The organism is Nonlabens sp. YIK11 (assembly GCF_001413925.1).
Classification (GTDB): Bacteria; Bacteroidota; Bacteroidia; order Flavobacteriales; family Flavobacteriaceae; genus Nonlabens.
Genome location: NZ_LBMJ01000001.1, coordinates 1911251 through 1934498 on the forward strand (window position 1 = coordinate 1911251; position 23248 = coordinate 1934498).

A 23248-nucleotide genomic window follows, 5' to 3' on the forward strand; every position below is an offset into this window, starting at 1 on the left:
CATTCAAGGAACTTGAGAACTGCCCATAGACAGCCAGCTGATTCATAGGGATAAAAATGATGCCACTACTGGCCTGCAAAACTTGGATTTGAAACCACTAACAACCCAAAATCGTTCGTCACAAGTTTAAAGAGCGATCTGCGCCATTCATCTACAGCAAATTCCTGCTCATCGAAATCTGATCCTGCCAGAAAGGATGCGTCCACATATTTGCACCAGTAATCTAAAACATACCGCTATGCAAATGACCATCATACACTCTGCAACACACCTGAAAGTCGTACACCAGACTAAAAAGCCTACTAAAGGCTGCCGCCTACAAGTGGTTTATAGAAAAGAAGAAGCACCACTTCTTTTTTTAACCATTGCCTAAAAAACTACTTCCATGACTGCCATCATCCTCAAACTCAAAAGAACATTAACACCACAGCAAATCTTCATGGCGAGTGCCTTTGTCGTGAATGCTGGGAATTATGCCTATAACCTGTTGCTGGGAAGATTCTTGGGACCACGCGCCTTTGCAGATGCCGTGATTCTCATCACTTTACTGCTGGTGCTGTCCTTTGTGGCCATGACCTTCCAGCTTACCGTCGCAAAGTATATGGTAGAACTGCACAGCAGGAACCAGAACAGCTTTATCCAGCAGGCCTACAAGTATGCGCTTACGTTCGGACTGGTGCTGGGTGCCGCGGTTGTGATTTTCGCACCAGAATTGCAAAGCCTTTTTCAAACCGAATCCAGTTTGATGTTTACCATTTTTGGTGCGGCCGTGCCGCTCTATTTTATTATGAGCGTGAATCGTGGGAAGCTGCAGGGCGATCAATCCTTTGTGGAATTGTCGATTACCTATCAGTTTGAGATGTTCTGGCGACTGGGATTGACGTTTATACTTCTTTCCATTCTTCCTGTTAGTCCAGCGATTATCGTCTCCATCGCCATAGGCGTTTCATTTATTGCAGGTTTGTTCCCTTTCAAGAAGGTGCGTAGCGCATCCTTTTTAAAAGTAGATCTGTCTGCAGCAGAGAAGAAAAGCATTCTTAGGTTCTTCATGCTCACAGCCTTTTATGAGCTCACGCAAATTGTCTGTAACAACAGCGATATCTTGATGGTGAAACATTATTTTGATTCCTATGATGCAGGTTTGTACTCTTCACTTGCGTTGATTGGTCGCGTGGTGTATTTTGTTACCTGGATGTTTGTGATGCTCCTGCTGCCAGCGGTCATCGATTTGCGCAAACGCGGTGATGATCCCATTCCTGTTTTGAAAAAGTATGTAGGTTACATCACGGCCTTGTCTGCCATGATCGTGAGCTTCACGTTTATCGTGCCTGAATTTGCGGTGACCCTATTATTTGGCGAGCAGTATTTGAGTATTGCGCCATTGCTGGGCTGGTATGCACTTGCGACTTCCTTTTTTGCCATTTCCAACATCTTTGCCTACTATTTCCTTTCCCTAGATAAATACAAGCCGGTGATCATTGCGGGTGTTTTTGGACTGGTACAGGTCTATGCCATCAGCCTATTTCACGACTCCTTATTTCAAGTGACCATTGCTCAAGTGCTCGTCATGTCTGGTTTGCTGGTAATGCAGTTGGGCTATTTTATGATGCACCAAAAGTATGCGAAAAGTGCTAATCGGCTAGAATCTACCATTCGTCGACACTAGTTGTTCGTCGGTCGTTTTTAGTTCGCTTTCGCGAAAGCGTCACCCCATATTTGTACTATCAAACAAGAAATCATCATCTAAATCCACTTTTAAATTCAACTATTATGGCACTAGAAATCAAAAACATCGAAGGAGTCATCTGCATCAAAGGTGAAGTAACCACCAACAGATTGACCGAGCTGAAAAACTATTTTACAGCGGCTCTAAAATTTGAAAACAGACTTGTGGTGAATGTATGCCAAGTAGGTCACGGACAGGCTTCACTGCTGTTTCTTTTGCAGCAGATTAAGGACAGCCTTTCCATTGATAGATCGTTGATCTTTTTTGGATCACCAGACCGTAACGTCAAGCAATTGTTAAAAGAAATAAACAGCCCAGCCAACTATTATCAAGCCGCGTAAACACCATCCAATACCATAACCTCAAAATTACCGAATTATGAAACTCGCTATAGTTACCGCTTATCCACCTAGTAAAGTTACCTTAAATGAATATGCGTACCATTTGGTAAAGCATTTCCGCCAGCAAGAAGAAGTCACCGAACTCGTGTTGCTTACTGACACCACTCCAGAAGCTGCAGATCTTGCTTTTGAAGAAGATGGATGCAAGATTACTGTCAAGCAATGCTGGAAATTCAACGGTATGTTCAATGTGCTTTCCATCGCCAAGGCAGTCAAAGCCACCCAACCTGATGCCGTTTTATACAATCTGCAATTCATGAAATTTGGAGATAAAAAAGTACCAGCCGCATTAGGCTTGTTTTCTCCATGGGTAACTAAACTGATGAAAGTAAAAACCATCGTGCTGCTTCACAATATTATGGAAGCCGTAGACTTGAGCAGTGCAGGTTTTACCGAAAACAAATGGAAGTCCAAAATCTTTAATTTTATAGGCGAAACGCTCACTAGAGTAGTGCTGCAAGCAGATCAAGTAGCTGTAACGATACAAAAGTATGTGGACATACTGGAAGAGAAATACGCGGCAAACAATTGCATCTTGATACCTCATGGTACATTTGAAATCCCAGCAGAACCAGATTACAGTTTGCCAGAAGGTCCTATGAAGATCATGACTTTTGGAAAATTTGGTACCTACAAAAAAGTAGAAGTGATGATTGAAGCAGTAGAAAAAGTACGTCAATCTACGGGCCGTGATCTAGAAATCGTGATTGCTGGTACTGATAATCCTAATGTTCCTGGATATCTAGAAAGCATGAAGAAGAAATACAGCCACGTACCACAATTGACCTTTACTGGTTATGTAGAGGAAGAAGAAGTTCCCGTGATTTTTAGAGAAAGTGCCATGGTGGTGTTTCCCTATACATCTACCACAGGAAGTTCTGGAGTATTGCATCAGGCAGGAAGTTATGGCAAGGCAGTTGTGATGCCAGATTTAGGTGACCTAAGCACGCTCATGGAAGATGAAGGCTATGTGGCAGAATTGTTTTTACCATCCAATGTGGACTCTCTAGCCTTATCCATCAAGAGATTTGTACTCGATACAGAATATAGAAATCACGTTGCCAAGGTGAATTATGAAGCAGCCACCGCAATGCCTATGTCGGTCATTACTAAAATGTATATCGATGCTTTTAAAAGTCAACCTGCAACAGTAGATGCTGATTTCCCAGTAGCTGCTTAAGATTACTTTTTCAAAAAAGTATTGTAGCTAGGTTTCTCCTCACCATCGACATTAATAAGCCCAAAGTATTGTTGCTTGTTGCGTCGCCAAGGTCGTGAACCCGCAACGCTAGAAGGAACCTCTTGAAAATCATATAAAGTCCAAGAGAGATAGTTAATACTGTCTCTCTTTTGCGTTGTAAAAAACTCAGTGTATTTCTCGGCTTGATCTTCTTCGTCCATCCCAAATGGGTTCCACAAGCCATGATAGCTGGACCAGCCTATTTCTTGTAAAACGATAGGTTTTGTAGTTTTTGATTTGAGTTCTTGATGCGTCGCAGACAAATTTTCCAGATCTTGATAATAGTGATAAGAAACCAGATCTACTTGATCTTCTAGTTCCACAGCCGCTGCAGCGGTTGACCAGCCAATGGTCACTGGATTTATGGAGTCTAGTTCTTTCAATCTCGTGATCGTCTGTGAAAGCCAGGCATTCACCTTGCGTTTTTCTCGAGAGTCATAATCCAGATCAGGTTCATTTTTAATATCCCAAGCAAATACGGCTGGATGATCTTTAATGTGATCCACGATATTTTTAAGGTAGGCATTAGTCAAAGTCCAGTCTTGGATTCCATAATCACCGTAAAAGTCAAACAGGGTAACCATCACTTCTAAATCGGCTTTATCTGCTTGATCTAACAACTTCGTAAGCTTTTCCATTTTCTCAATGGAACCTTCGCTGATTTTGAAATCCTCATAGCTCAAGAAAATCCTAATAGTATTCAGTTGTAAGTCTTGAATAATTTTAAAATCGGCAGCGATTTGTGCCGCATCGAAGTTCTCTCCAAAAGTGTCCCAAGGACTGTCTTGTGGGTAATAATTTAATCCAGCCAGGTTTCTGACATCACTGGAAATTACGGGCTTATTTTCTTTGATAGGATGTGTTTGCAACAACTCAAAATGCCGTACTCTCCAGAAACCATCTTCCAACAGTAGAACGATGCGATAATCATTATTGAATTCTCGTTGGAGTACAAACTCGTCGTTTTGAGAGAGTTGCTCTACACCGCGCACATTACGATCAGTTAACACCGCTAATGTACCGTCGGCATTGTAAAAGTCAAGCGTGAGATGATGACTTAAGGTAGTGGATTCAATACTAATATCTTCGCTTGCATTGTAAGAAATGAGTTCGCGTACTTTGGCTCTGGCGCTTTTGGTATAACGTTCATAAATTCCAGCATCATCACCGGTGAATAGCGCCTGATTTTTCACATACCAAGCGTCGAGATAATCCTGCTCTATTTTTTCCTGATTGGCTGGTTCTAGTGGTCTTCCTGTGTTTTCAATGGATTCCCAAAGCACTTCAGGCACATAATAATTTTCTCGTTCCAGATCCAGATGCAGCATGGTTGAACGATCTGCGCCCGTATTCAAGTAGGCCAATAATTGACTAATACCGAATAAGATTCCAGCAAATAGTGCCAGAAAAGCAGCCACGATCAATATGCGATACAAGGTCTTATTCTTTTTCAAGCGATCCTATTTTAGAAGTTTTGGTTAATCCCAGAGTGGCGATGGTCATCTCTGCATTCTCATCGATGGCGCTTTCAAAAGTGATGCTCGCCATTCCTTTTTCGGTAAAGAGGATTTGTGTTTCTCCTTGAAAATCAATCGTTACTTGAATACCATCGGGAATGATCTGGCCCAAATAGCTTGTGAGCGGCCCGACTACTATGGTGTCATTATTTCGCAATTTCACTGGTATGTCGTCGATAATAGATTTGAAAGTGACGTTGAGGTCTGGACTTTCTGCGATGCCTTGAATTAAAGCTTTAACCGTCCATGTGGTAGGTGTTTGTGGATGTATCGCTTTCGCGAAAGCGTACCCATTAATCGTACTCGCCATGGTTTGCCACTGGGAACCGGTAGCATCGCTCACGAAAAACTTGACCAGTGTCCCATCAGTCATCACATTGCCGTTCTCGTCTGTGATTTGGGACGTTTTGAAGGTTGAAATCTCGTTGCCGTCTGCATAGGAATGATTTTGATCCAGCGATAGTTGAAAATCCACCGCGACATCCGGAAACACATCGGCGACCAGTTCTGTTGAAGAAATCTGGTCCAGCGTGCTGCCTGTACTAATTCTACCAGTAGAAAGTGGCGCAGGAATACGTTGCCAAGCAAAGCCTTTTTCCAGGGCAAATGGAGTAGTGTTAATTTTGTTTTTGAACTGGTGTTTTAGGAAAACCTCTGTATCGTCGGGAAGCATGTTGTCCAGCGAATCTGTAGGAATGGCGACCAGCATGGTATAATCTCTCATGTTTGCCACGATGCTGCGAGGTCCCAAATAGTTTTCCAAAGCACTCAAATTTTTAATGTCGGGCAATAATTGGAATTCGCCTTTCTGAATGATGAGATCCTCTAAAACCAAATTCCATTGAACGACACCAGCGCGTTTGGAAATGCTTGCTGGAATTGTGAAAAACCATTTATCATCCTTCTTTTCGGGATTTAAAATTGTAGTGCCGTAGGTTCCAGAAACAATGAGTTTAAAATTCTCTTTTTTTACGGATGCGGCAACTAAAACTGATATTGAAATTCCGTTAGCATATACTTTTTGATCTAGCGGTTCTTGAATCTGGATCTGTACATTTTCCTGTGATGGAGAAATCGCCCCAGTCATGGTATTCCATGATATGCCTATGCCGCTCAAGATGAGCAACAAAATTAAAGCTATATAGACATGCAGCTTTCTCATTCAGGATTTCCTATATAACTATTAGGTGTAATGGAAATATATCTAAACGGCATATTTTTTACTGGAATCAATCGATTAGTTAAACCAATTTCATTGCGATTAGGAACCACTTTATCAGAGATGCTCTGATTGGGCAATCCATTCACCGAAACATTTTGCAGGCTGGTTGACAATAGTCTTGGCAATGCGATTTTAGAAATATCAATTTGAAATTTACGCTTGCGCTGCTGGCGTACACTTTCATCAATATAAATGGATTCGACCCAAACCAGTTCTTGATTCTGATTGTAATAACTGATCAACAATTGCGGAATGGTAGCTGCTTCTATGCTCGGGTTAAATAGAAAACCATTGATGAAGTTTTCGTTTTGCTCCACTTGGGATGTGGCTACCGCTTGGTATAAATCGGTGGTGGCTACATTCGCTACGACTTGTACTTCAAAATTAACAGGCGTATCGCTCAGGTCTATTTTTGTGAATGTTGTTGGATCGTAAGAAGCTGGCTTTTGGGCTTGATTGCTGGCCCATGCGATGTCTTCAAAATTGATACGATATGGAGTCGTTTCTTTAGGCAGCAATTTGTGTTTGATGACATCTTTTGCATTGAATTTTGCTAATGGATTGTTATCCCTGTCATAGAGCGTTCCCGTAATTGAAATGTCTGCAGGTACATTGTCCACATTTTGAATCTCACCTATGATGGCATATTCACCGTCAACTACCACCATTTTTGCCATCAAGACCTCTACCACAGGTTGTTTGAGCACATCCTCATGATAGGTTTGCTCTGAGGTTATCTTGCGCTTTCCATGATTGTAAAACTGTGTGTTGCTCTGTATAACCAGTTGTTCTGGTGGTACGTCCGGATCAATAGGTTTAGGTTTGATGTACCATTTACTTTTGATCTTTTCTAGATCCAAAGTATCCCGAGTATCAATAACCTTGAGCGGCGTGACCCAGTTGGCTTTTACAAAACCTGTAGCGGTACTGTCCGTTTTTGCAGTAATATCAATGTCAATTTCATCCAGCTTGGCATAGGAGCTCAATAGACCGTCTGATACCGAAATCTCGAGCATAAACTGAGAGATGGATTTATCTGCTTTAGGATCCAGATAGGAATGTGCCCGTTCAAATTCCTTGAAATCCAGCGCATCGTAGTAGGCAAGTACGACATTCTCTGCACTGATTTGAGTGGAGTTTTTCAAGTAAAAAATATACATACCTATAGCAACACAGACCGTCACGATCACGAACCATATCAAGGAAATCCCGTAAAGAAGCTTTGGCAGTCTTCTGTAGACTGTAGCAAAATGCATGTAGGCAGGCAATTCCTCAGGACCACTTTTAGAGGAACGTGTCCACATCGATCTTAGGTGCAATAGCAGGGCTACAATTATGGTTAGAAAAGGAATGGTTCCCCAAAGGATCTTTTGAAAAAGAGGCACATTGTCTTTAGGCAAAATACTGGGCAGTGGTGCGATTCCTGCTTTTTCCCAAACCATGATTCCGTTTTCCAATAAACTCAATCGATGCCAACCCGTAAAGTAGAGTAGTGGATCGTAGAATTTATCATTGGAAAACACATACTTCAAATGGTACTTTTCTGGTACGGTAAGAAATTGCTGGAGCGAACCTATACCTTCAATTCCGCGGTATTTTGAGTTTTCTAGTCGCTCTACGGCTCGTGAGGTAAGTTCTGGTAAACGTCTCGCGCTATGGTAATCGCCGTCTACGGTAGTTGCTTTGGTTTGCGCAGACAACCATGCCATTTGATCGCCAAATCCCAAGGGCAAATAACGCCACATGTCATGATCGTCTTCATTCAAAAAGTTGACGATAGGCAGCATGTTGATTTCTTCAGGCTGGCTGGGTCGGAACTTTCCAAGGGTAATCGTAAAAATGGCTAGGAATATAAATAAGCTGGCGAGCAATCCGCCAGACAATCTATGGGCAAGGCTGCCCCATTTGTCCTGCAAGTACTCTTTATAGTCACCTTCTACAAACCGGTAGCAAAATTCACCAAAAGCCGGTAAGGCCATGATCGATGCCCATAAGGTAAAACGATCGAGAGTAAGAATATTAAAAGCATTCTCACCCAATATCTTCAAAGGAATAGGCGTGGTGCCGCCAGTTCCAAGTACAGCGAGCAAGGTAAATGAGAAACCAAAGAACAACAATCTCTTGCTGTAATACCTGTAAAAGAAATAGGGTAGCAGGATGAGTAAAAGTCCCCATGGAATCACAAAAAATACCAGTCCCGAAGAGGTCACCTCAAGAAAGTTGTCTCGAGATCCATGTGGAATAGGAACCTGAGTTATCGGGTTGTTTTTGGTATTGATCCAGTACGGCAGGATGCAGCCCACGATCAATACTAAGGAACACGCCCCAAAAAGGATGATGCGCTTGAGGTGCTGCCATAACGCTTTCGCGAAAGCGAAAAAGGTCACCTCTTTATTACTATTCACCTTTTCCCTGGTAGCATCCATCACCGCCATACCAATTAAGGGAAAAATGAAGAACGCCATTCCAAAAATGGGTGTGACATGATGAGAAGTCACGGTTACTGCCAGCAGCGCCAAGGCCTTAAAAAGGTGCTTATAGCGAGCCGTTTTGATCCATAAATAGATCTCTGGCATCGCGTGCATCAAAATGGAAATCCCTATGATACTAGGCAATTGCCCGAAGATATGCAGTGTCTCTACAAACGATGATGAAAACACGGCGAGAAGCGCCGCATAGCCAGCCACCTTTTTATCAGGAATCAAAACCTGAGTAAATCGATACACACCGGTAATGAATAGCACGATAGCGATCAAGGCCACTGTAAACATCCCAAACTTCAAGCCGCCTATAAAAGAGAGCGCACCTATAGCTTGATGGACCAGCGGTGGATAACCCATAACGGTGAAGCCCGTATACCAACTGTAGTTCCATGGCTCGAACCAACTGGTCGCATAGTGGTTTGCAAAAAACAGGTGAATAAGCGCATCATAAGTCTTCTCTAGGGTAAAGAACATGGATGTGCCATGAAAAACGAGGCCTACTAGAATGGCTACAATCAGATATTTATTGGTAGTCGATGCTTTCATTTTGATTCACTCGTGAGGTATGAGTTTCGTCAATCCGAAGATAAAGGTTTTAAAATCTGCTCTAACTATCGATAAGCGGTTTCCATCTACACAAATGCTCCATTGACCGAAAACCAACAGCTCACAGCCCTTACCAGCTCTAAGTTTGTCACGAATTTAATCTCAAATATTATGAAAACTGGAATCATCATACCGTGTTATAATGAAGCGAATAGAATCGACCAACAGGCGTTCGTGGACTTTGCCATTTCTCATCAAGATTATCATCTGTGCTTTGTCAACGATGGTAGTACCGACAATACTAATGACATCCTTGAAAAGATGCAGTGGAAGTCTCCATACAATATCAGCATTGTAGATATCAAGAAAAATGCGGGTAAGGCCGCTGCCGTAAGATCTGGATCTCAATATATGTATGGTATTCCAGAGATCACTTCTATAGGCTTTATCGATGCAGATTTATCAACAGACTTTAGAGATTTTAAGGATCTGGTAAAAACCTTGCATCGAGATGAAAAGCTCATGGTTTTTGGATCCAGAAACATGGGAACTGGTGCAGGAATCAAACGTGATCTTATGCGTAATCTCCTCTCAAAATTCATCAAGCAGTTTATAGGAATGATCTTAGGACTTCCTATTAGAGACACGCAATGCGGTGCAAAGGTTTTCAAAAGAGAGATCGTGCCTTTTGTATATGGTAAAAGCTTTTTGAGCAGATGGTTGTTTGATGTTGAGATCTTCCTAAGGTTAAAAAAATACCTAGGAAAGGAAAAGGTCATGAAACAGATTGTTGAACAACCATTAATGAGATGGGTTCACGTTGAAGATTCAAAATTAGGAATGAAAGACGCTTTGAAAATCCCATTTAACCTCACTCAAATCTGGTTGAACTATGCACTTACCAACTCAGGAAACACTGTGGTTGTGGATCACGATTTTACAATTGCAGCATCAACACTATCTACGCAAAGAACTGCAGCTTAATTCCAATAACCTTAAAATCATATCACCATGAATATTTATCCTATCAAATTTGAACCAATTTTACAAGAAAAAATTTGGGGCGGTTCTAAACTGCGCGATGTACTTCACAAGAATACTGATAAAGATAATGTAGGCGAGAGCTGGGAAATATCTGGCGTCGAGGGAAATATTTCTGTTGTAAAAAACGGTGACTATAAAGGACTATCGCTAGTGGAAATGTTGAAAACCTATAACAAAGACTTTGTAGGTTCTAAGAATTACGAGCGATTTGGTGATGAGTTTCCTTTACTTATCAAATTCCTGGATGCCAAAGAGAATCTATCCATTCAAGTACATCCAGACGACATTATAGCAAAGAAAGATCACGGGTCATTTGGAAAAACAGAGATGTGGTACATCATGGATCATGAAGAAGAAGCTGAAATCATCGTGGGAATGAAAGACAAAACAGCCAATACCGAAATATTAAGAACCGTCGGTAAAGAGAATGTATATGATGTTTTTGAAAGCAACCAAGTAAGTAAAGGAGACGCTTATTTCATTCCAGCCGGTAAGGTTCATGCAATGGGAGCTGGTGTGGTTGCTGCAGAGATTCAGCAGACTTCAGACATTACCTACAGAGTTTACGATTGGGATCGTACAGATAGCAGTGGTTGTAAAAGAGAACTACATTTAGATCAGTCTGTGAAATCTACCAAAGAGTTTGAAGAAGAGAGCAAAAAGGATTTTGAAGTAAAAGCAAATGACGTTGCTAACGTAGTTGAGTGTAATTATTTTACTACCAACATCTTTGAAGTGCGTCACCAATTTGATCGTGAGTATTCAAATCTCGATTCTTTTGTAATCTTGATGTGTGTAGAAGGAAATTCTAAAGTAACCATCAATGGAACTACGGAAACGGTTCAAACAGGCGAAACCATTTTACTGCCGGCTACGGCAAATACAACCCATTTCACTTCAAACGGAGCTAAGTTCATGGAGGTTTATATTGCCTAGGTTATTTAGGATGTAGCGGAAAATACCATCTGTTTATTTGCCGATGCAGAATATTCAATGTCTTGATATTACTGGTATTCTGCATAATCAGGTGGAGGATAGGTGTACATTTATTTCTCCTAAAATACTCCGAGGGAAGGATTTCCCATCTATAAGCATTGAACTGTAATGTTCAAATATTTGATAAGCTGGATAGTTTACAGTTCTTACTATCAGCTATCCAATGATTTTGAAATGGTTTACTGGCGTTTCAGCAAATCCGATTTCATAAAATGTCATGTGCCTAAAGCTTAGGTCATTGCTTTTTATAATACTTACAGGAAATCAAAAATTTACGGTAGATTTTCTTGAAATATAAAGTTAGGGTAGACTCAAGTATTTTTATGGTCGCGTTGATTTTGACCTTATTTTATATCTTCGGATAATGGGTCTAAAATCTTTTTTATTTCTCCTTATTATCTTTTCAGCCTTCTTGGGTTTATCTCAAGAAAATGAGCTTTTGAATGATCTTGATGCGGCAATAAACAAACGAAAGGAGTATGAGAGTGCAAAGCTCCAAAACATAAAGAAAATAAAGTCAAGGCTGGAGCAAGCTGTGACTAATGATTATCAGGCTTATCGAGAAAGAGAAAAACTTATAGACCTTTATAAGGATTATAACCTAGACAGTACGGTATATCATATTTCCAAGAATATAAGTACTGCGAAAAGAATAGGCTATGACAGCTTATTGATCAAGTCCCAATTGCAGTTAGCTTCAAAACTTTCCTCTTCAGGAAACTACAAAGAGGCCTTTGACATTTTAGAGAATATTCCCAAAGACAACTTGACTAAGGCAAATCGCTACACTTATTTGTATGAGTTTTCTTTGCTTTATAAACAAATGGGGAATTACACACCTCTTCAAGAATCCAGCGATTCTTACTTAATGCAATATAAAACCTATGCGGATTCCTTGCTGGACGAATTGCCGCGCCAATCTGACCTTTATAAGTATATGCTGCAAATGCGATTGAGGGATGATGGAAAACTCAAAGAAAGCCTTGATATAAATTTAGAATTACTTGAGAAATTGTCTCCCGACTCAAGAGAGTATGCGGGCTTGACATTTTTCATATCTAGCATATATAATTCCCTAGGTAATGTTGAAAAGCGTCGAGCCTATTTAGCAAAATCCGCTACGGCTGATATTAAGGCAGCTGTAAAGGACAATGCTTCGCTAGCTGACTTAGCGGTAGACCGGTTTCAGCAAGGTGAAGTTGAAAAGGCACATGAATACATCAACATAGCCTTTGAAGATGCTAAGCAGTATAATTCAAAGCTGCGTTTTGTAACTATTGCCAATGTACTTCCTGCCATTAATCAAGCCTATGAAACAGAACTTCAAGCTCAAAAGAGAAGTTTATGGGTTAGTATAATAGTAATCAGTTTAATGGCTGTTTTACTCACACTGGCCATAATTTATATCAATAAACAGCTAAAGAGAATTGTTGAAGCAAGACGTGGATTAGAGAAAGTGAATGAAAAGCTATTGAATACAAATAATGAATTGGTTGATTTATCTGAGGAATTACGTAAAACGAATACAATCAAGGAGCATTACATAGGCAGTCTACTCGGTTTAAGTTCCAATTACTTGAACAAACTTGATGGATATAGAAAAACCGTGACTAAAATGCTGTTGCGAAAGGAGTACGATGAATTATTGAAGAGAACTAAATCCCACGATGTTATTAAAGAGGAACAACGTTCATTCTATAATAATTTCGACAATATTTTTCTTCAAATTTATCCAGACTTTGTTGCACAAGTAAATAGTCTTTTAAGAGAAGACGAACAAATCCAAATCAAAAAGGACGAACTTCTTACACCTGAGTTGAGAATTTATGCTTTAATAAGATTAGGGATTTGTGACAGTTCCAAAATAGCAGAGCTACTTCATTATTCTGTAAACACGATATATAATTATCGGGTAAAGTTGAAAAACAAGTCCAGAGGTGATAGAGATTTGTTTGAAGAAGAGGTGAAACAAATTACTTAAAAAAGCCCTCCAATTTAAAAGTCCTGACGAATCTTTTATTGAATTAGGATATATCAGCTACTTTTTTTGCCTAATATGCAATAAAACCTACTACTTTATTTCTAATCATACTTTTAATTAAGCGTCTGTAAACTAGATGTTTAAATATTTAAAAAGCTTCTATAGATCCACTTTAATTTTTTCGTGATGGTTTAGAGCCTTAAATCTTCCTTTCTTCGTAAGCGCTGTGAGAAACCTCACTTAAATCTAAAACTTATGAAAAATCGTCCTTACAATTTTGTAGTTGCTCATCACGTAATCTTAAAAAGAAATGAGTTTTTAAATGCAGTAACTACATCGATGTAGCTATCGTAGGACAATTTCATTTCCAAATTACTTATCTGAATTCCAAGAACAGGATTACTAGTTTTTAATGAGAAACGAGATGAATATTCAAAACACTAATTCAACCTCATTGTTTCAACAGCTAATAAGTAACCATAGAGTATTTGACTTCTAATTCTTTTAAAAAATGAGAATACAGACTTTTAAAAAAGCCTTAAGACAAAACAAAATATCGTCGATTACATCTGAATCAGAATTTAGTCATTTCGCTAAACTGCAATCACTTATCCTGTATTATCTATAACATATCAACCTAAAAATCAATCAATTTTGAAATCATTAATTCATCTTTCTAGAGGTAGTTGTTATCTGGCAGGGCTATTTCTTATAGCTTTTGTAAATCCGCTTCAAGCCTCGAGCTTCACGTTATATGATGATGAAAGCAGCTTTCGCGAAAGCGAAATAACATTAAGCTCTCTTGATCTTGATAATACTACTACTTATGAAACGATCGCGTTGGGTGATATTTATCTTGTCTTACAAGACGTGATCAAAGGAAAAGTTACTACCGCAGATGGCCCACTATTGGGTGTAACCGTTGTAAACCTGACTACCAATAAAGGTACGGTCACTGACATTGACGGTAATTATGAAATCACAGCCAGTGCAGGTGACCAAATTCAATTTTCCTATCAAGGATATGCGACTCAAACAATTACGATCGCAAACGATGATCGTCTGGACGTTTTGATGAAAGTGAGTGAAAATGTTCTGGATCAAATAGTTATCATAGGATATGGAGAAAGTTCCAGACGTAAAGTAACTACATCCATCAGCTCTATAGATGAAGAACAAATTGAAGATAAGCCGTTTACTTCTGCAGAACAGGCTCTGGTAGGTACCGTTCCAGGAGTTTCGGTCATTCAATCCTCAGGAAGTCCTGGCGGTGGTGTCTCGGTTAGAATACGTGGAGCTAATTCTATATCTGCTGGTGTGGAACCTCTTTACATCATAGATGGTGTCCAAGTTTTAAATACCCAAGGTCTCAATCCATCTGACATAAAATCGGTGGATGTTTTAAAAGATGCCTCTGCTCTTGCAATTTACGGGTCACGAGCATCTAATGGTGTCGTTCTTATCACTACTAAACGTGGCTCAAGCAATAGATCTGTTTTTAATTTTTCGTCTTATGTAGGAGAAGATCAAGTCATCAACACTTTACCGGTTTTAAATAGCCAGCAGTACATTGATTATTTGAACATATCATTAGCAAATGCAGGTCTTGATCCAGTAACAGATCCATTTGGATTTCAAAATAATACAGACTGGCAGAGGGAACTCTACGATCCAGCGTTTATTCAAAACTACCAACTGGCTTTTTCTGGTGGTAGTGAGAATTCCAATTATTATTTATCGGGTGGATATAGAAATCAGGAAGGCGTTATAGATCCTTCAGAATTTGAGAGATATTCGTTGAGGTTCAATGGTGATTTTGATTTGAATGATAAATTCAAAGTAGGAACCAGCATCGCATTAACGAGAACAGAAAGCTCTGCCATTAGTGATAATGCCAGAGTCAATCAAGGTGGTGTGGTTTTAAGTGCTCTACAAACCCCACCAACCATTCCAGTCCAAAGCGCAGATGGCACCTATCCTTTAAATCCATATCAAGCGCTTGAAAATCCAATTGCACTGGTTCGTGGTCAAAATTTAGAAAGCCTGACCTACAAGATTATTTCTAACGTTTATGGCGAATACGATTTAATAGATAATCTAAAATTGAAATCTTCTTTTAGCGTGGATCTTAATGCCGCTAAGGTGGATAATTTTATTGATCCTTTTACGACCGGCAACGGTAGGGCATTAGGTGGACAGGCCACCAATCAAAATTTTGATGAATTGGTCTGGACATGGGACAATACGATTGACTATAACCTTGATGTAAATGAAGATTTAAACCTTGGTTTTTTGCTGGGAACCACTGCTCAGGAATCTAAATTTGAATCCTCTTTTTTGGTAGGTCAAGGCTTTACCAATGCATCAGTTCAAACAGCGGAAGCCGCATCTGAAGCAGTAGACGTTGGAGCATCAGAGTCTGCATGGGCGAACATTTCTTATTTCACTCGATTGACGGCTGACTACAAGGATAAATATTTGTTGAACGCTACATTGAGAAGAGATGGTTCTTCCAGATTTGGAGTCAATAACAGATATGCTACTTACTATGCTGCTTCAGCGGCTTGGCTAATGTCTGAAGAAACATTTTTAGATGATTACGATTGGATAGACCTCGTAAAATTAAGATACGGCTATGGGACGTTAGGTAATCAACTAATAGGTGATTTCAATTCTTTTGGCCTTTATAGTCCAGGAGCTAATTATCCCATCAATGGTCAGATAGCTCCCGCGTTTTTTCCATCTCAAATTGAAAATAGAGACTTGACTTGGGAATCAACAGAAGGCCACAACATCGGGCTAGACTTGACTCTTTTTGATAGAAGATTGTCTTTTACGGCAGAGGCCTATTACAAGCGTACTTATGATCTACTATTAAATAGAGAGATTCCAACCACCTCTGGGTTTTCAAATTCCTTGCAAAATATAGGTGAGATGGTGAATAAAGGATTGGAATTTAGCGGGACTGCTGTTCCAATACAAACAGATGACTTCAACTGGACTTTAAATGCCAATATTAGTATTAATAGAAATGAAGTAATAGATATAGGAGGTAGTCCTATTTTTGGCGGTGGTGTTCCAGATCAAGGTAACGTCGCTATCATTAGAGAAGGTGAGCCTATAGGTAATTTCTTTGGTTATGTGGCAGAAGGTATTGATCCCAACACCGGAAATGTTATCTTCTCTGATATAGATGGCAACGGAATCGTAAATGAAGCAGACCGTACCATTATTGGTAACGCGTTACCAGATTATACCTATGGCTTAAGCAATACATTTAGTTATAAAGGTCTAGAATTATTTGTTTTCTTTCAAGGAAATGAAGGGCAAGACATTTACAACGCCTCGCGTTTCGAACTTGAGAACCAATCGTCTTTTAAAAACCAATTAACCACTACTCTAGACCGATGGACGCCCCAAAATCGAGATGGCTCTTTACCTATTGCTGTTTTTGGAGATCCTGCACAGAATGGTAGAGCATCATCAAGATGGGTCGAGGATGGTTCATTCATAAAACTTAGGGAAATCACGCTGTCCTACAATCTGCCTGACAGTGTTCTGGATTACCTTAATGTTTCCAGTTTCAAAGTTTACATGCAAGGTAGAAATCTCTATACCTGGACAGGTTACTCAGGATATGATCCAGAGGTAAGTAGAGATGGCGGTAGTACGATATCCTCAAATATTGATTTTGGTACTTATCCTCAAGTTAAGTCAGTCTTATTTGGTGCAAACTTAAATTTTTAAAAAGATGAAAATAAACTCATATATATGCGCTTTGTTATCTGCTTTTCTCCTTACGGCTTGCTCAGATGACTTCATAGACAAAGAACCTATCACCCAGATTTCAACGGGTAATCTGTATCAAACTCAAGAAGATGCAGAAGCTGTTTTGATAAGCTGTTATGATGGCCTCCAACCAGATTCATACTATGGATTTGACATGCTGGTTTACGGTGATGTACGGTCAGATAACTGTTTTGCTGGTGGAGATAATGCAGCTAATTTTCAGATAGACAACTTTAATGTCAATCCAACTAACGCGATTATTACACGATCCTTTTCCCAGATGTACAGCGCTATTAATCGTGCAAACACAGTGCTAAATCGTGTAGAACAAATGGATGAAGCACTTTTTGATACTGGCAGAAAGGAAGGCATTTTAGGTGAGGCTTTATTTTTAAGAGGGTTGCATTATTTTAATTTAGTTAGACTCTTTGGTGATGTACCTCTGGTAACTACTGAAACCACATCTTTAGATCCCGCTCAACTCAACGTTTCTAGAACTGCTCAGCAGGAGGTTTATAATCAGATTATTACGGATTTGTTAGAAGCTCAAAGTTTGCTTCCTGATGTGCCTGTCGATCCAGAACGAGCGGCAAAAGGTGCGGCAGAAGCTTTATTATCGAAGGTATACTTAACACTCGAGGATTATCCAAATGTGGATGTATGGACGGAAGCGGTTATGAGAAGAGGCTATGGTTTGCAAACAAGATTTGATAATCTCTTTAATCAAGAAAATAAGTTCAATAATGAGGTGATTTTTGCGGTGCGTTATCTAGGAGATACTGAAGGCAATGTATTTCCTGAACTGGTTCTACCGACTCCAGAGGCTTCCTTTGATTTCATCAAGTTTAACACGCCAACTCCTAATAGTATCAATCAATTTCAAGGTGGTGATAGTAGAGCAGCGTCATCATTTGTTCAAAGAAATGGTGAGTCATTCCTCTATAAGTGGCGCAATGGAGAAGCTTTTCAATCTGCAGACTACACGATTGTCCTGCGCTATGCAGATGTATTGTTAATGCGTGCAGAAGCTTTGAATCAAATTAATAGGACTGGTGATGCCATTGACTTGCTTAATCGAGTAAGACTTCGTGCAGGATTACCTAATTATGGTGGTCAAACAGATCCCGTTTCAGTGGACGACGCCATTTTTCAGGAGCGTCGATTGGAATTCATGTACGAAGGTCACCGCTGGTTTGACTTGAAACGCAAAGGATTTGCTGCAGTGACAGAGGCTCTTGACGAATCAAAGGATATCAGCATTTCAGAATTTGAATTGCTACTACCTATTCCACAAACGGAATTGGATAGGAACCCTAATTTGACACAAAACCCAGGATACTAAATAAACAAAAGATGACATTGAAAATGATTATTTTAAAACGTACCGTGGTATTCTTAACGGTAATCACGCTTATAACTAGCTGTGATTATGATGATAGCACCGCTTTAAATACAATAGATACCACTAGCAATAATGGTCAGGTCACTGCATTTTTGACCACACCAGATCAAAATTCTTTAGTACAGGAATTACCTGATAAGTTTGAATTCTCCACTGAAGTGCGCAGTGATTTAGTTATCACAATTGATGAAAATGACATCAGACAAGAGGTTGAAGGTTTTGGTGCTGCACTGACTGGTTCATCTGCCTTTCTCTTGAACAACAATCAGGAGGCTTTGAACACCTTGTTTGCTCAGGATCAATTGAACTTAAGTTACTTGAGGTTGACTGTTGGTTCTTCTGATTTTACTAAGATTGGCAATTATTCGTACAATGAGACTGGAGGTGCGCCAGATCCTACACTGTCTCTATTTTCCTTGGAACAGGATATGATAGACGATAATCCGATCATTCCAGTTGCTCAACAAATACTAAGTATCGATAGCGAGATCAAATTCATGAGCTCTCCATGGAGTGCTCCAGCCTGGATGAAGAGCAATAATTCTTTGGAAAACGGCTTTCTGTTGGCATCAAATTACTCTGTGTATGCCCGTTATTGGGAAATGTATCTAGAAGGCTATAAAAATGCTGGTATTGAAATAGATGCCATTACACCGCAAAATGAACCTTTGTTTGCTACAGATGATTATCCTACGATGTTTATGAGTGCTCAAATGCAGGCAACCTTTATAGGTCAGCACTTGGGGCCTCGATTAGCGGCTAATACTACTGTCTCTCCAAAAATAATATCCTATGATCATAATTTCTTTGTTGGGGAAGATCCGGATTATCCTACCACAGTGTTATCAAATCCGTTAGCGGCACAGTATACCAATGCTGTTGCTTACCACGCGTATGGTGGTCAACCATCAGACATTGATGCCTTTAGAGATGTCTATCCAGATGCAGAAATATATTTTACCGAACAATCTGGCATACGCACTGGAAATACAACATTTGGAGGAGAACTTAACTTCTTTTTGAAAAATGTATTCATCGGTACATTGCGCAGAGGTGCAAAGGCGATTTTGTTATGGAACCTAGCTTTGGACGAAAACAGCGGGCCGACAAATGGTGGTTGTGATATCTGCACAGGCGTTATCGAGGTTAGCTCTTCGGGAGCTATTAGAAAAAATCCAGAATTCTACATACTTAGTCATTTCTCAAAATTTGTTCAATCTGGAGCGGTAGTTATCAATTCAACACAAGTGGAAGGACAACTTCTCAATGTCGCATTTAAAAATCCTGATGGCTCTAAAGTACTGGTGTTATATAATGATTCTGGATTGAGTGGTCAGGATATTAGGGTAGATATAGAAATGAATGGGCAGCGTTTTAATTATGCAGTTCCCAACGGCAGCCTCACCACATTTACATGGGATTAGTGATCAGATTCAAATTAATTTAAATAATAAGTCATGAAAATATTCAAGTACCTAACACTGATTTTTTTGTCAACGATGGTATTGTCTTCTTGCGAAGATGAGGAGGACAACCTAGACGAACTTAAGGCTTTCACTATTAGTGCTGCTGAATTGTCTTATCCTTCAGAGAATGCATCAATTGCATTGAATTTAGAACAAGCACAGTCAAATATTGAATTCTCATGGAATCCCGCAACCACAGATTCTGGGTTTCTTGTAACCTATGAATTTCTACTGGTAGAAGATGGAGCAGATTTATCTGATCCTTTATATAGTTCCGCTTCCGCGGAAAGCGGTAAAGCCACATACATTAGCATACCTCAAGAACGATTAGACGAGGCACTTAGTAATGCAGGTTTGAATTCTGGCGAGTCAATGGATCTGTCCTGGGCAGTTGTCGCATCTGCACAACAAAACAGTGAGATATCATTAAGAACGATCTCAATGACACGTTTTGATTTTCCAGAAACACCAGAAAAACTGTACATAGCAGGAACAGCAACTGAGGTAGGTGACAATCCTGAAAATGGGATTCTTCTACGTCGTCTTTTTAATGCAAATGGAGATCCTATTAATAAGTACGAGGGCTATACTTCATTGAACTCTTCTGGAACATTTAGCTTTTACGGCTTTCAAAATAGATCATTAGTGTTTGGTGGTAGCAATGGAACTATAAGTGCTGGTGGTGACCCTATATCGCCAGAACGAACCACTACCTACAGGATTAGGGTCGACTTTATAAACAGTACCTATGAGTTGCAACCTATCACCTGGAGTATAGTTGGAAATGTGATCACTAATGGTTGGGGCGGCGATGTTCCTATGACCTATCAGGGAAATGGAACATGGGCCTTAACCTATGAATTTATTGATGCTGACGCTGGCGACCCTAACGACCGTTTCATTTTTAGAGCTAATCAAGATTGGGGCTTTGTAATCAAAAAGCTTGTAGGTAGCAATGAAGTATTAGCCGAAGATATTGCTAATAACCAAGGAATTACAGTCGACGATATCCCATTATCCCAATTAGGACAAGCTACGGTCACGCTCAATCTTTCAGGCCAGCAGCCGGTTTATTCCATTAACAATTAAAATTATCCAGCGTACTCATGTCACACTGTAAGCTATACATATTCATACTCATTGCTCTGGTCTGCAATTTCTCAAAATCCCAGACGGTCACCTATTCAAATGCTGAAATACGATCCTTGATAGAGAAAATGACCATCGAGGAAAAAGTAGGTCAAATGGCGCAAATTACCCTAGATGTTATCACGAAGGGGAAAAATGAGATGGAAAGCGATGAACCGCTGGAATTGGATCCCGCGTTAGTAAAAAAGGCAATAGTTGATTACAAGATAGGTTCTGTTCTCAATACAGCAAATAATAGAGCAAGAACTAGAGATAAGTGGCACGAGGTAATAGGTCAGCTACAACAGGTAGCTAAAGAAGATACACGCCTTAAAATACCGATACTTTATGGTATCGATGCCATTCACGGCACTACGTATACAGCAGGAGCTACCTTTTTTCCACAACAGATAGGACTTGCGGCTACATGGAATCCAGAAATTGCAAAAACCGCGGCGGAAATTACCGCTTATGAAACCAGAGCTTCTGGAATTCCTTGGAATTTCTCTCCTGTACTTGATTTAGGCCGTGACCCTAGATTCCCTAGAATTTGGGAGAGTTTTGGAGAAGACCCTTATCTGGCTTCCGTTTTTGGTGAGAAAATGGTAATGGGTTATGAAGGAAACAAATCATCCACAGCAATTGACAAGTTTCACGTGTCTTCCTGCTTAAAACACTTTTTAGGCTATTCAGTGCCTACAAATGGAAAAGACCGCACTCCAGCGATCATATCTAATATACAGTTGGAAGAACTACACATTCCACCATTCCAAAGGGCCATTGAGGCTGGAGCATCCTCTATCATGATCAATTCTGGAATTATCAACGGTGTACCGGTTCATGCCAATAAGGAATTACTTACTGGTTTGTTGAAAGAACGTCTCAATTTCAAAGGACTAGTCGTTACTGACTGGAAGGATATTGAGAACCTTCATGAAAGGGATAAGGTTGCAGCCACAATGAAAGAAGCTGTTATGATGTCAGTAAATGCTGGTGTAGATATGTCCATGATCCCTTACAATTTTGATTTTTGCAAGCATCTTGTAGAACTGGTGAATGAGGGAAAGGTAGACATGAGCCGTATTGATGATGCTGTAGAACGTATTCTTAATCTCAAAAATAAGTTAGGATTGTTTGACGTATCGCTTTTCGCGAAAGCGGAATACCCCAAATTTGCCAGTACAGAATTTCAAGAAATGGCCTATCAGGCTTCACTGGAATCCATCACGTTACTGAAAAACGAAAACGCAATATTACCGCTATCAAAAAGTAAAAAAGTTTTAGTTGCGGGACCAAACAGTAACTCTATGCGCACACTCAATGGTGGCTGGAGCTACTCCTGGCAAGGTGAAAAGGTAGAAGAGTTTGCACAAGGTTACAATACGATTTTAGAGGCGATTACCAATCAACTGGGAGCTGATAATGTAATACATAAGGAAGGTGTCTCTTATGACCATGAGGGCAAATACTGGGAAGAAAAAGACATTGATATAAATGCAGCAGTTGAGGCATCACAGACTGTTGATGTCATTATTTTGTGCCTAGGAGAGAATTCTTATACAGAGAAACCAGGAGACTTACATGATCTTGAAATTTCACAGAATCAAATAGATCTGGCTAAGGCGCTTGCTAAAACAGGCAAACCAATGGTTCTTGTCCTTAATGAAGGACGTCCTAGACTTATAGGTGAGATTGAGCCGCACATGTCTGCTATCATTCAAACCTATTTACCAGGAAACTATGGAGCAGATGCTTTAGCTACACTGTTGTATGGCGAGGCAAACTTTTCAGGAAAGTTGCCATATACATATCCATTGTACAGTAACAGTTTGGTAAACTATAACTATAAACCATCAGAAAGCCAAAACAAGATGGACGGAGTCTATGATTATGAATCTGATTTTGCGATTCAATATCCATTCGGTTACGGCCTAAGTTACACGACGTTTGACTATTCAGATTTAAGAACTGATAAAAATGATTATGACGTTGATGATGAGATCAAGGTATCTGTCAAAGTGACAAATACTGGAAATAGAGTTGGAAAAGAAGTGGTACAGCTCTACACGTCAGATTTATATGCATCTATAACTCCAGACACAAAACGATTGAAGCGATTCAAGAAAGTGGAAATCAAACCTGGAGAATCGCAAAGAGTAGAGTTCATCCTTAAAGCTGAGGATTTAGCATTTGTCAACCAGAATTTACAATGGACTGTGGAACAAGGTGACTTTGAAATTGTCATTAGTGATCACAGTAAAACAATCAACCTATCAAAAACGGAAACAATAACAAACTAAAAATCAA

15 protein-coding genes are annotated in these 23248 nt (G+C 39.8%); 12 read left to right on the forward strand and 3 right to left on the reverse strand.

Annotated elements, in window-relative coordinates; all coding sequences use genetic code 11:
• Positions 1-238: 238 nt before the first annotated feature.
• The 4 genes from AAU57_RS15300 (at position 239) to AAU57_RS08610 (ending at position 3307) form a co-directional block, all read left to right on the forward strand.
• Entirely contained in the window at positions 239-373 is a 135-nt protein-coding gene (locus AAU57_RS15300) for a hypothetical protein (RefSeq protein ID WP_262491933.1), read from the forward strand.
• 12 nt (positions 374-385) lie between these two features.
• Complete coding sequence (locus AAU57_RS08600; protein ID WP_055412520.1) at positions 386-1666, forward strand: oligosaccharide flippase family protein; 1281 nt, start codon at positions 386-388, stop codon at positions 1664-1666.
• 104 nt (positions 1667-1770) lie between these two features.
• Positions 1771-2067: a hypothetical protein gene (locus AAU57_RS08605; RefSeq protein ID WP_055412521.1), complete on the forward strand. Its 297-nt coding sequence runs from the start codon at positions 1771-1773 to the stop codon at positions 2065-2067.
• 37 nt (positions 2068-2104) lie between these two features.
• Entirely contained in the window at positions 2105-3307 is a 1203-nt protein-coding gene (locus AAU57_RS08610) for a glycosyltransferase (RefSeq protein ID WP_055412522.1), read from the forward strand.
• Positions 3308-3309: 2 nt separating this feature from the next.
• On the opposite strand, the gene AAU57_RS08615 is transcribed toward AAU57_RS08610, so the two are convergent.
• Genes AAU57_RS08615 through AAU57_RS08625 form a run of 3 tightly spaced genes read right to left on the reverse strand, consistent with a single transcriptional unit; the run spans position 3310 to position 9135 of the window.
• On the reverse strand, positions 3310-4821 hold the full coding sequence (locus tag AAU57_RS08615) for a glycoside hydrolase family 2 TIM barrel-domain containing protein (RefSeq protein ID WP_055412523.1): 1512 nt from the start codon (positions 4819-4821) through the stop codon (positions 3310-3312).
• On the reverse strand, positions 4808-6046 hold the full coding sequence (locus tag AAU57_RS08620; protein WP_055412524.1) for a hypothetical protein: 1239 nt from the start codon (positions 6044-6046) through the stop codon (positions 4808-4810). Before AAU57_RS08620 ends, AAU57_RS08615 begins: the two co-directional genes overlap by 14 nt.
• Positions 6043-9135 (reverse strand): hypothetical protein, encoded by a 3093-nt coding sequence (locus AAU57_RS08625; RefSeq protein WP_055412525.1) that lies wholly within the window; start codon positions 9133-9135, stop codon positions 6043-6045. The genes AAU57_RS08620 and AAU57_RS08625 overlap by 4 nt, the downstream gene beginning before the upstream one ends.
• A 171-nt stretch (positions 9136-9306) precedes the next feature.
• On the opposite strand from AAU57_RS08625, the gene AAU57_RS08630 reads away from it, so the two are divergent.
• The 8 genes from AAU57_RS08630 (at position 9307) to AAU57_RS08665 (ending at position 23241) form a co-directional block, all read left to right on the forward strand.
• Positions 9307-10119, forward strand: a complete 813-nt coding sequence (locus AAU57_RS08630; protein ID WP_055412526.1) for a dolichyl-phosphate beta-glucosyltransferase — start codon at positions 9307-9309, stop codon at positions 10117-10119.
• A 27-nt stretch (positions 10120-10146) separates the two neighbouring features.
• Positions 10147-11115 carry a type I phosphomannose isomerase catalytic subunit gene (locus AAU57_RS08635; RefSeq protein ID WP_055412527.1) on the forward strand — a complete coding sequence of 323 codons (969 nt, stop codon included), beginning with the start codon at positions 10147-10149 and terminating at the stop codon, positions 11113-11115.
• Between the two features lie 424 nt (positions 11116-11539).
• Positions 11540-13156, forward strand: a complete 1617-nt coding sequence (locus AAU57_RS08640) for a DUF6377 domain-containing protein (RefSeq protein ID WP_055412528.1) — start codon at positions 11540-11542, stop codon at positions 13154-13156.
• A 654-nt stretch (positions 13157-13810) separates the two neighbouring features.
• Complete coding sequence (locus AAU57_RS08645; protein WP_055412529.1) at positions 13811-16903, forward strand: SusC/RagA family TonB-linked outer membrane protein; 3093 nt, start codon at positions 13811-13813, stop codon at positions 16901-16903.
• 4 nt (positions 16904-16907) lie between these two features.
• Positions 16908-18287 (forward strand): RagB/SusD family nutrient uptake outer membrane protein, encoded by a 1380-nt coding sequence (locus tag AAU57_RS08650; protein WP_055412530.1) that lies wholly within the window; start codon positions 16908-16910, stop codon positions 18285-18287.
• An 11-nt stretch (positions 18288-18298) separates the two neighbouring features.
• Positions 18299-19771 carry a glycoside hydrolase family 30 protein gene (locus AAU57_RS08655; RefSeq protein ID WP_055412531.1) on the forward strand — a complete coding sequence of 491 codons (1473 nt, stop codon included), beginning with the start codon at positions 18299-18301 and terminating at the stop codon, positions 19769-19771.
• Between the two features lie 33 nt (positions 19772-19804).
• On the forward strand, positions 19805-20902 hold the full coding sequence (locus AAU57_RS08660; RefSeq protein WP_082438592.1) for a SusE domain-containing protein: 1098 nt from the start codon (positions 19805-19807) through the stop codon (positions 20900-20902).
• Between the two features lie 17 nt (positions 20903-20919).
• A complete protein-coding gene (locus AAU57_RS08665; RefSeq protein WP_055412533.1) occupies positions 20920-23241 on the forward strand; it encodes a glycoside hydrolase family 3 N-terminal domain-containing protein in 2322 nt (773 codons plus the stop codon).
• Positions 23242-23248: the final 7 nt, after the last annotated feature.

What these genes read in the sequence shown, in the direction of transcription:
- AAU57_RS08660 (WP_082438592.1), top strand. Translation starts at nt 19,805, where the DNA reads ATGAAAATATTCAAGTACCTAACACTGATTTTTTTGTCAACGATGGTA.
- AAU57_RS08650 (WP_055412530.1), top strand. Translation starts at nt 16,908, where the DNA reads ATGAAAATAAACTCATATATATGCGCTTTGTTATCTGCTTTTCTCCTT.
- AAU57_RS15300 (WP_262491933.1), top strand. Translation starts at nt 239, where the DNA reads ATGCAAATGACCATCATACACTCTGCAACACACCTGAAAGTCGTACAC.
- AAU57_RS08640 (WP_055412528.1), top strand. Translation starts at nt 11,540, where the DNA reads ATGGGTCTAAAATCTTTTTTATTTCTCCTTATTATCTTTTCAGCCTTC.
- AAU57_RS08620 (WP_055412524.1), bottom strand. Translation starts at nt 6,046, where the DNA reads ATGAGAAAGCTGCATGTCTATATAGCTTTAATTTTGTTGCTCATCTTG.
- AAU57_RS08610 (WP_055412522.1), top strand. Translation starts at nt 2,105, where the DNA reads ATGAAACTCGCTATAGTTACCGCTTATCCACCTAGTAAAGTTACCTTA.
- AAU57_RS08635 (WP_055412527.1), top strand. Translation starts at nt 10,147, where the DNA reads ATGAATATTTATCCTATCAAATTTGAACCAATTTTACAAGAAAAAATT.
- AAU57_RS08605 (WP_055412521.1), top strand. Translation starts at nt 1,771, where the DNA reads ATGGCACTAGAAATCAAAAACATCGAAGGAGTCATCTGCATCAAAGGT.
- AAU57_RS08600 (WP_055412520.1), top strand. Translation starts at nt 386, where the DNA reads ATGACTGCCATCATCCTCAAACTCAAAAGAACATTAACACCACAGCAA.
- AAU57_RS08630 (WP_055412526.1), top strand. Translation starts at nt 9,307, where the DNA reads ATGAAAACTGGAATCATCATACCGTGTTATAATGAAGCGAATAGAATC.
- AAU57_RS08625 (WP_055412525.1), bottom strand. Translation starts at nt 9,135, where the DNA reads ATGAAAGCATCGACTACCAATAAATATCTGATTGTAGCCATTCTAGTA.
- AAU57_RS08665 (WP_055412533.1), top strand. Translation starts at nt 20,920, where the DNA reads ATGTCACACTGTAAGCTATACATATTCATACTCATTGCTCTGGTCTGC.
- AAU57_RS08655 (WP_055412531.1), top strand. Translation starts at nt 18,299, where the DNA reads ATGACATTGAAAATGATTATTTTAAAACGTACCGTGGTATTCTTAACG.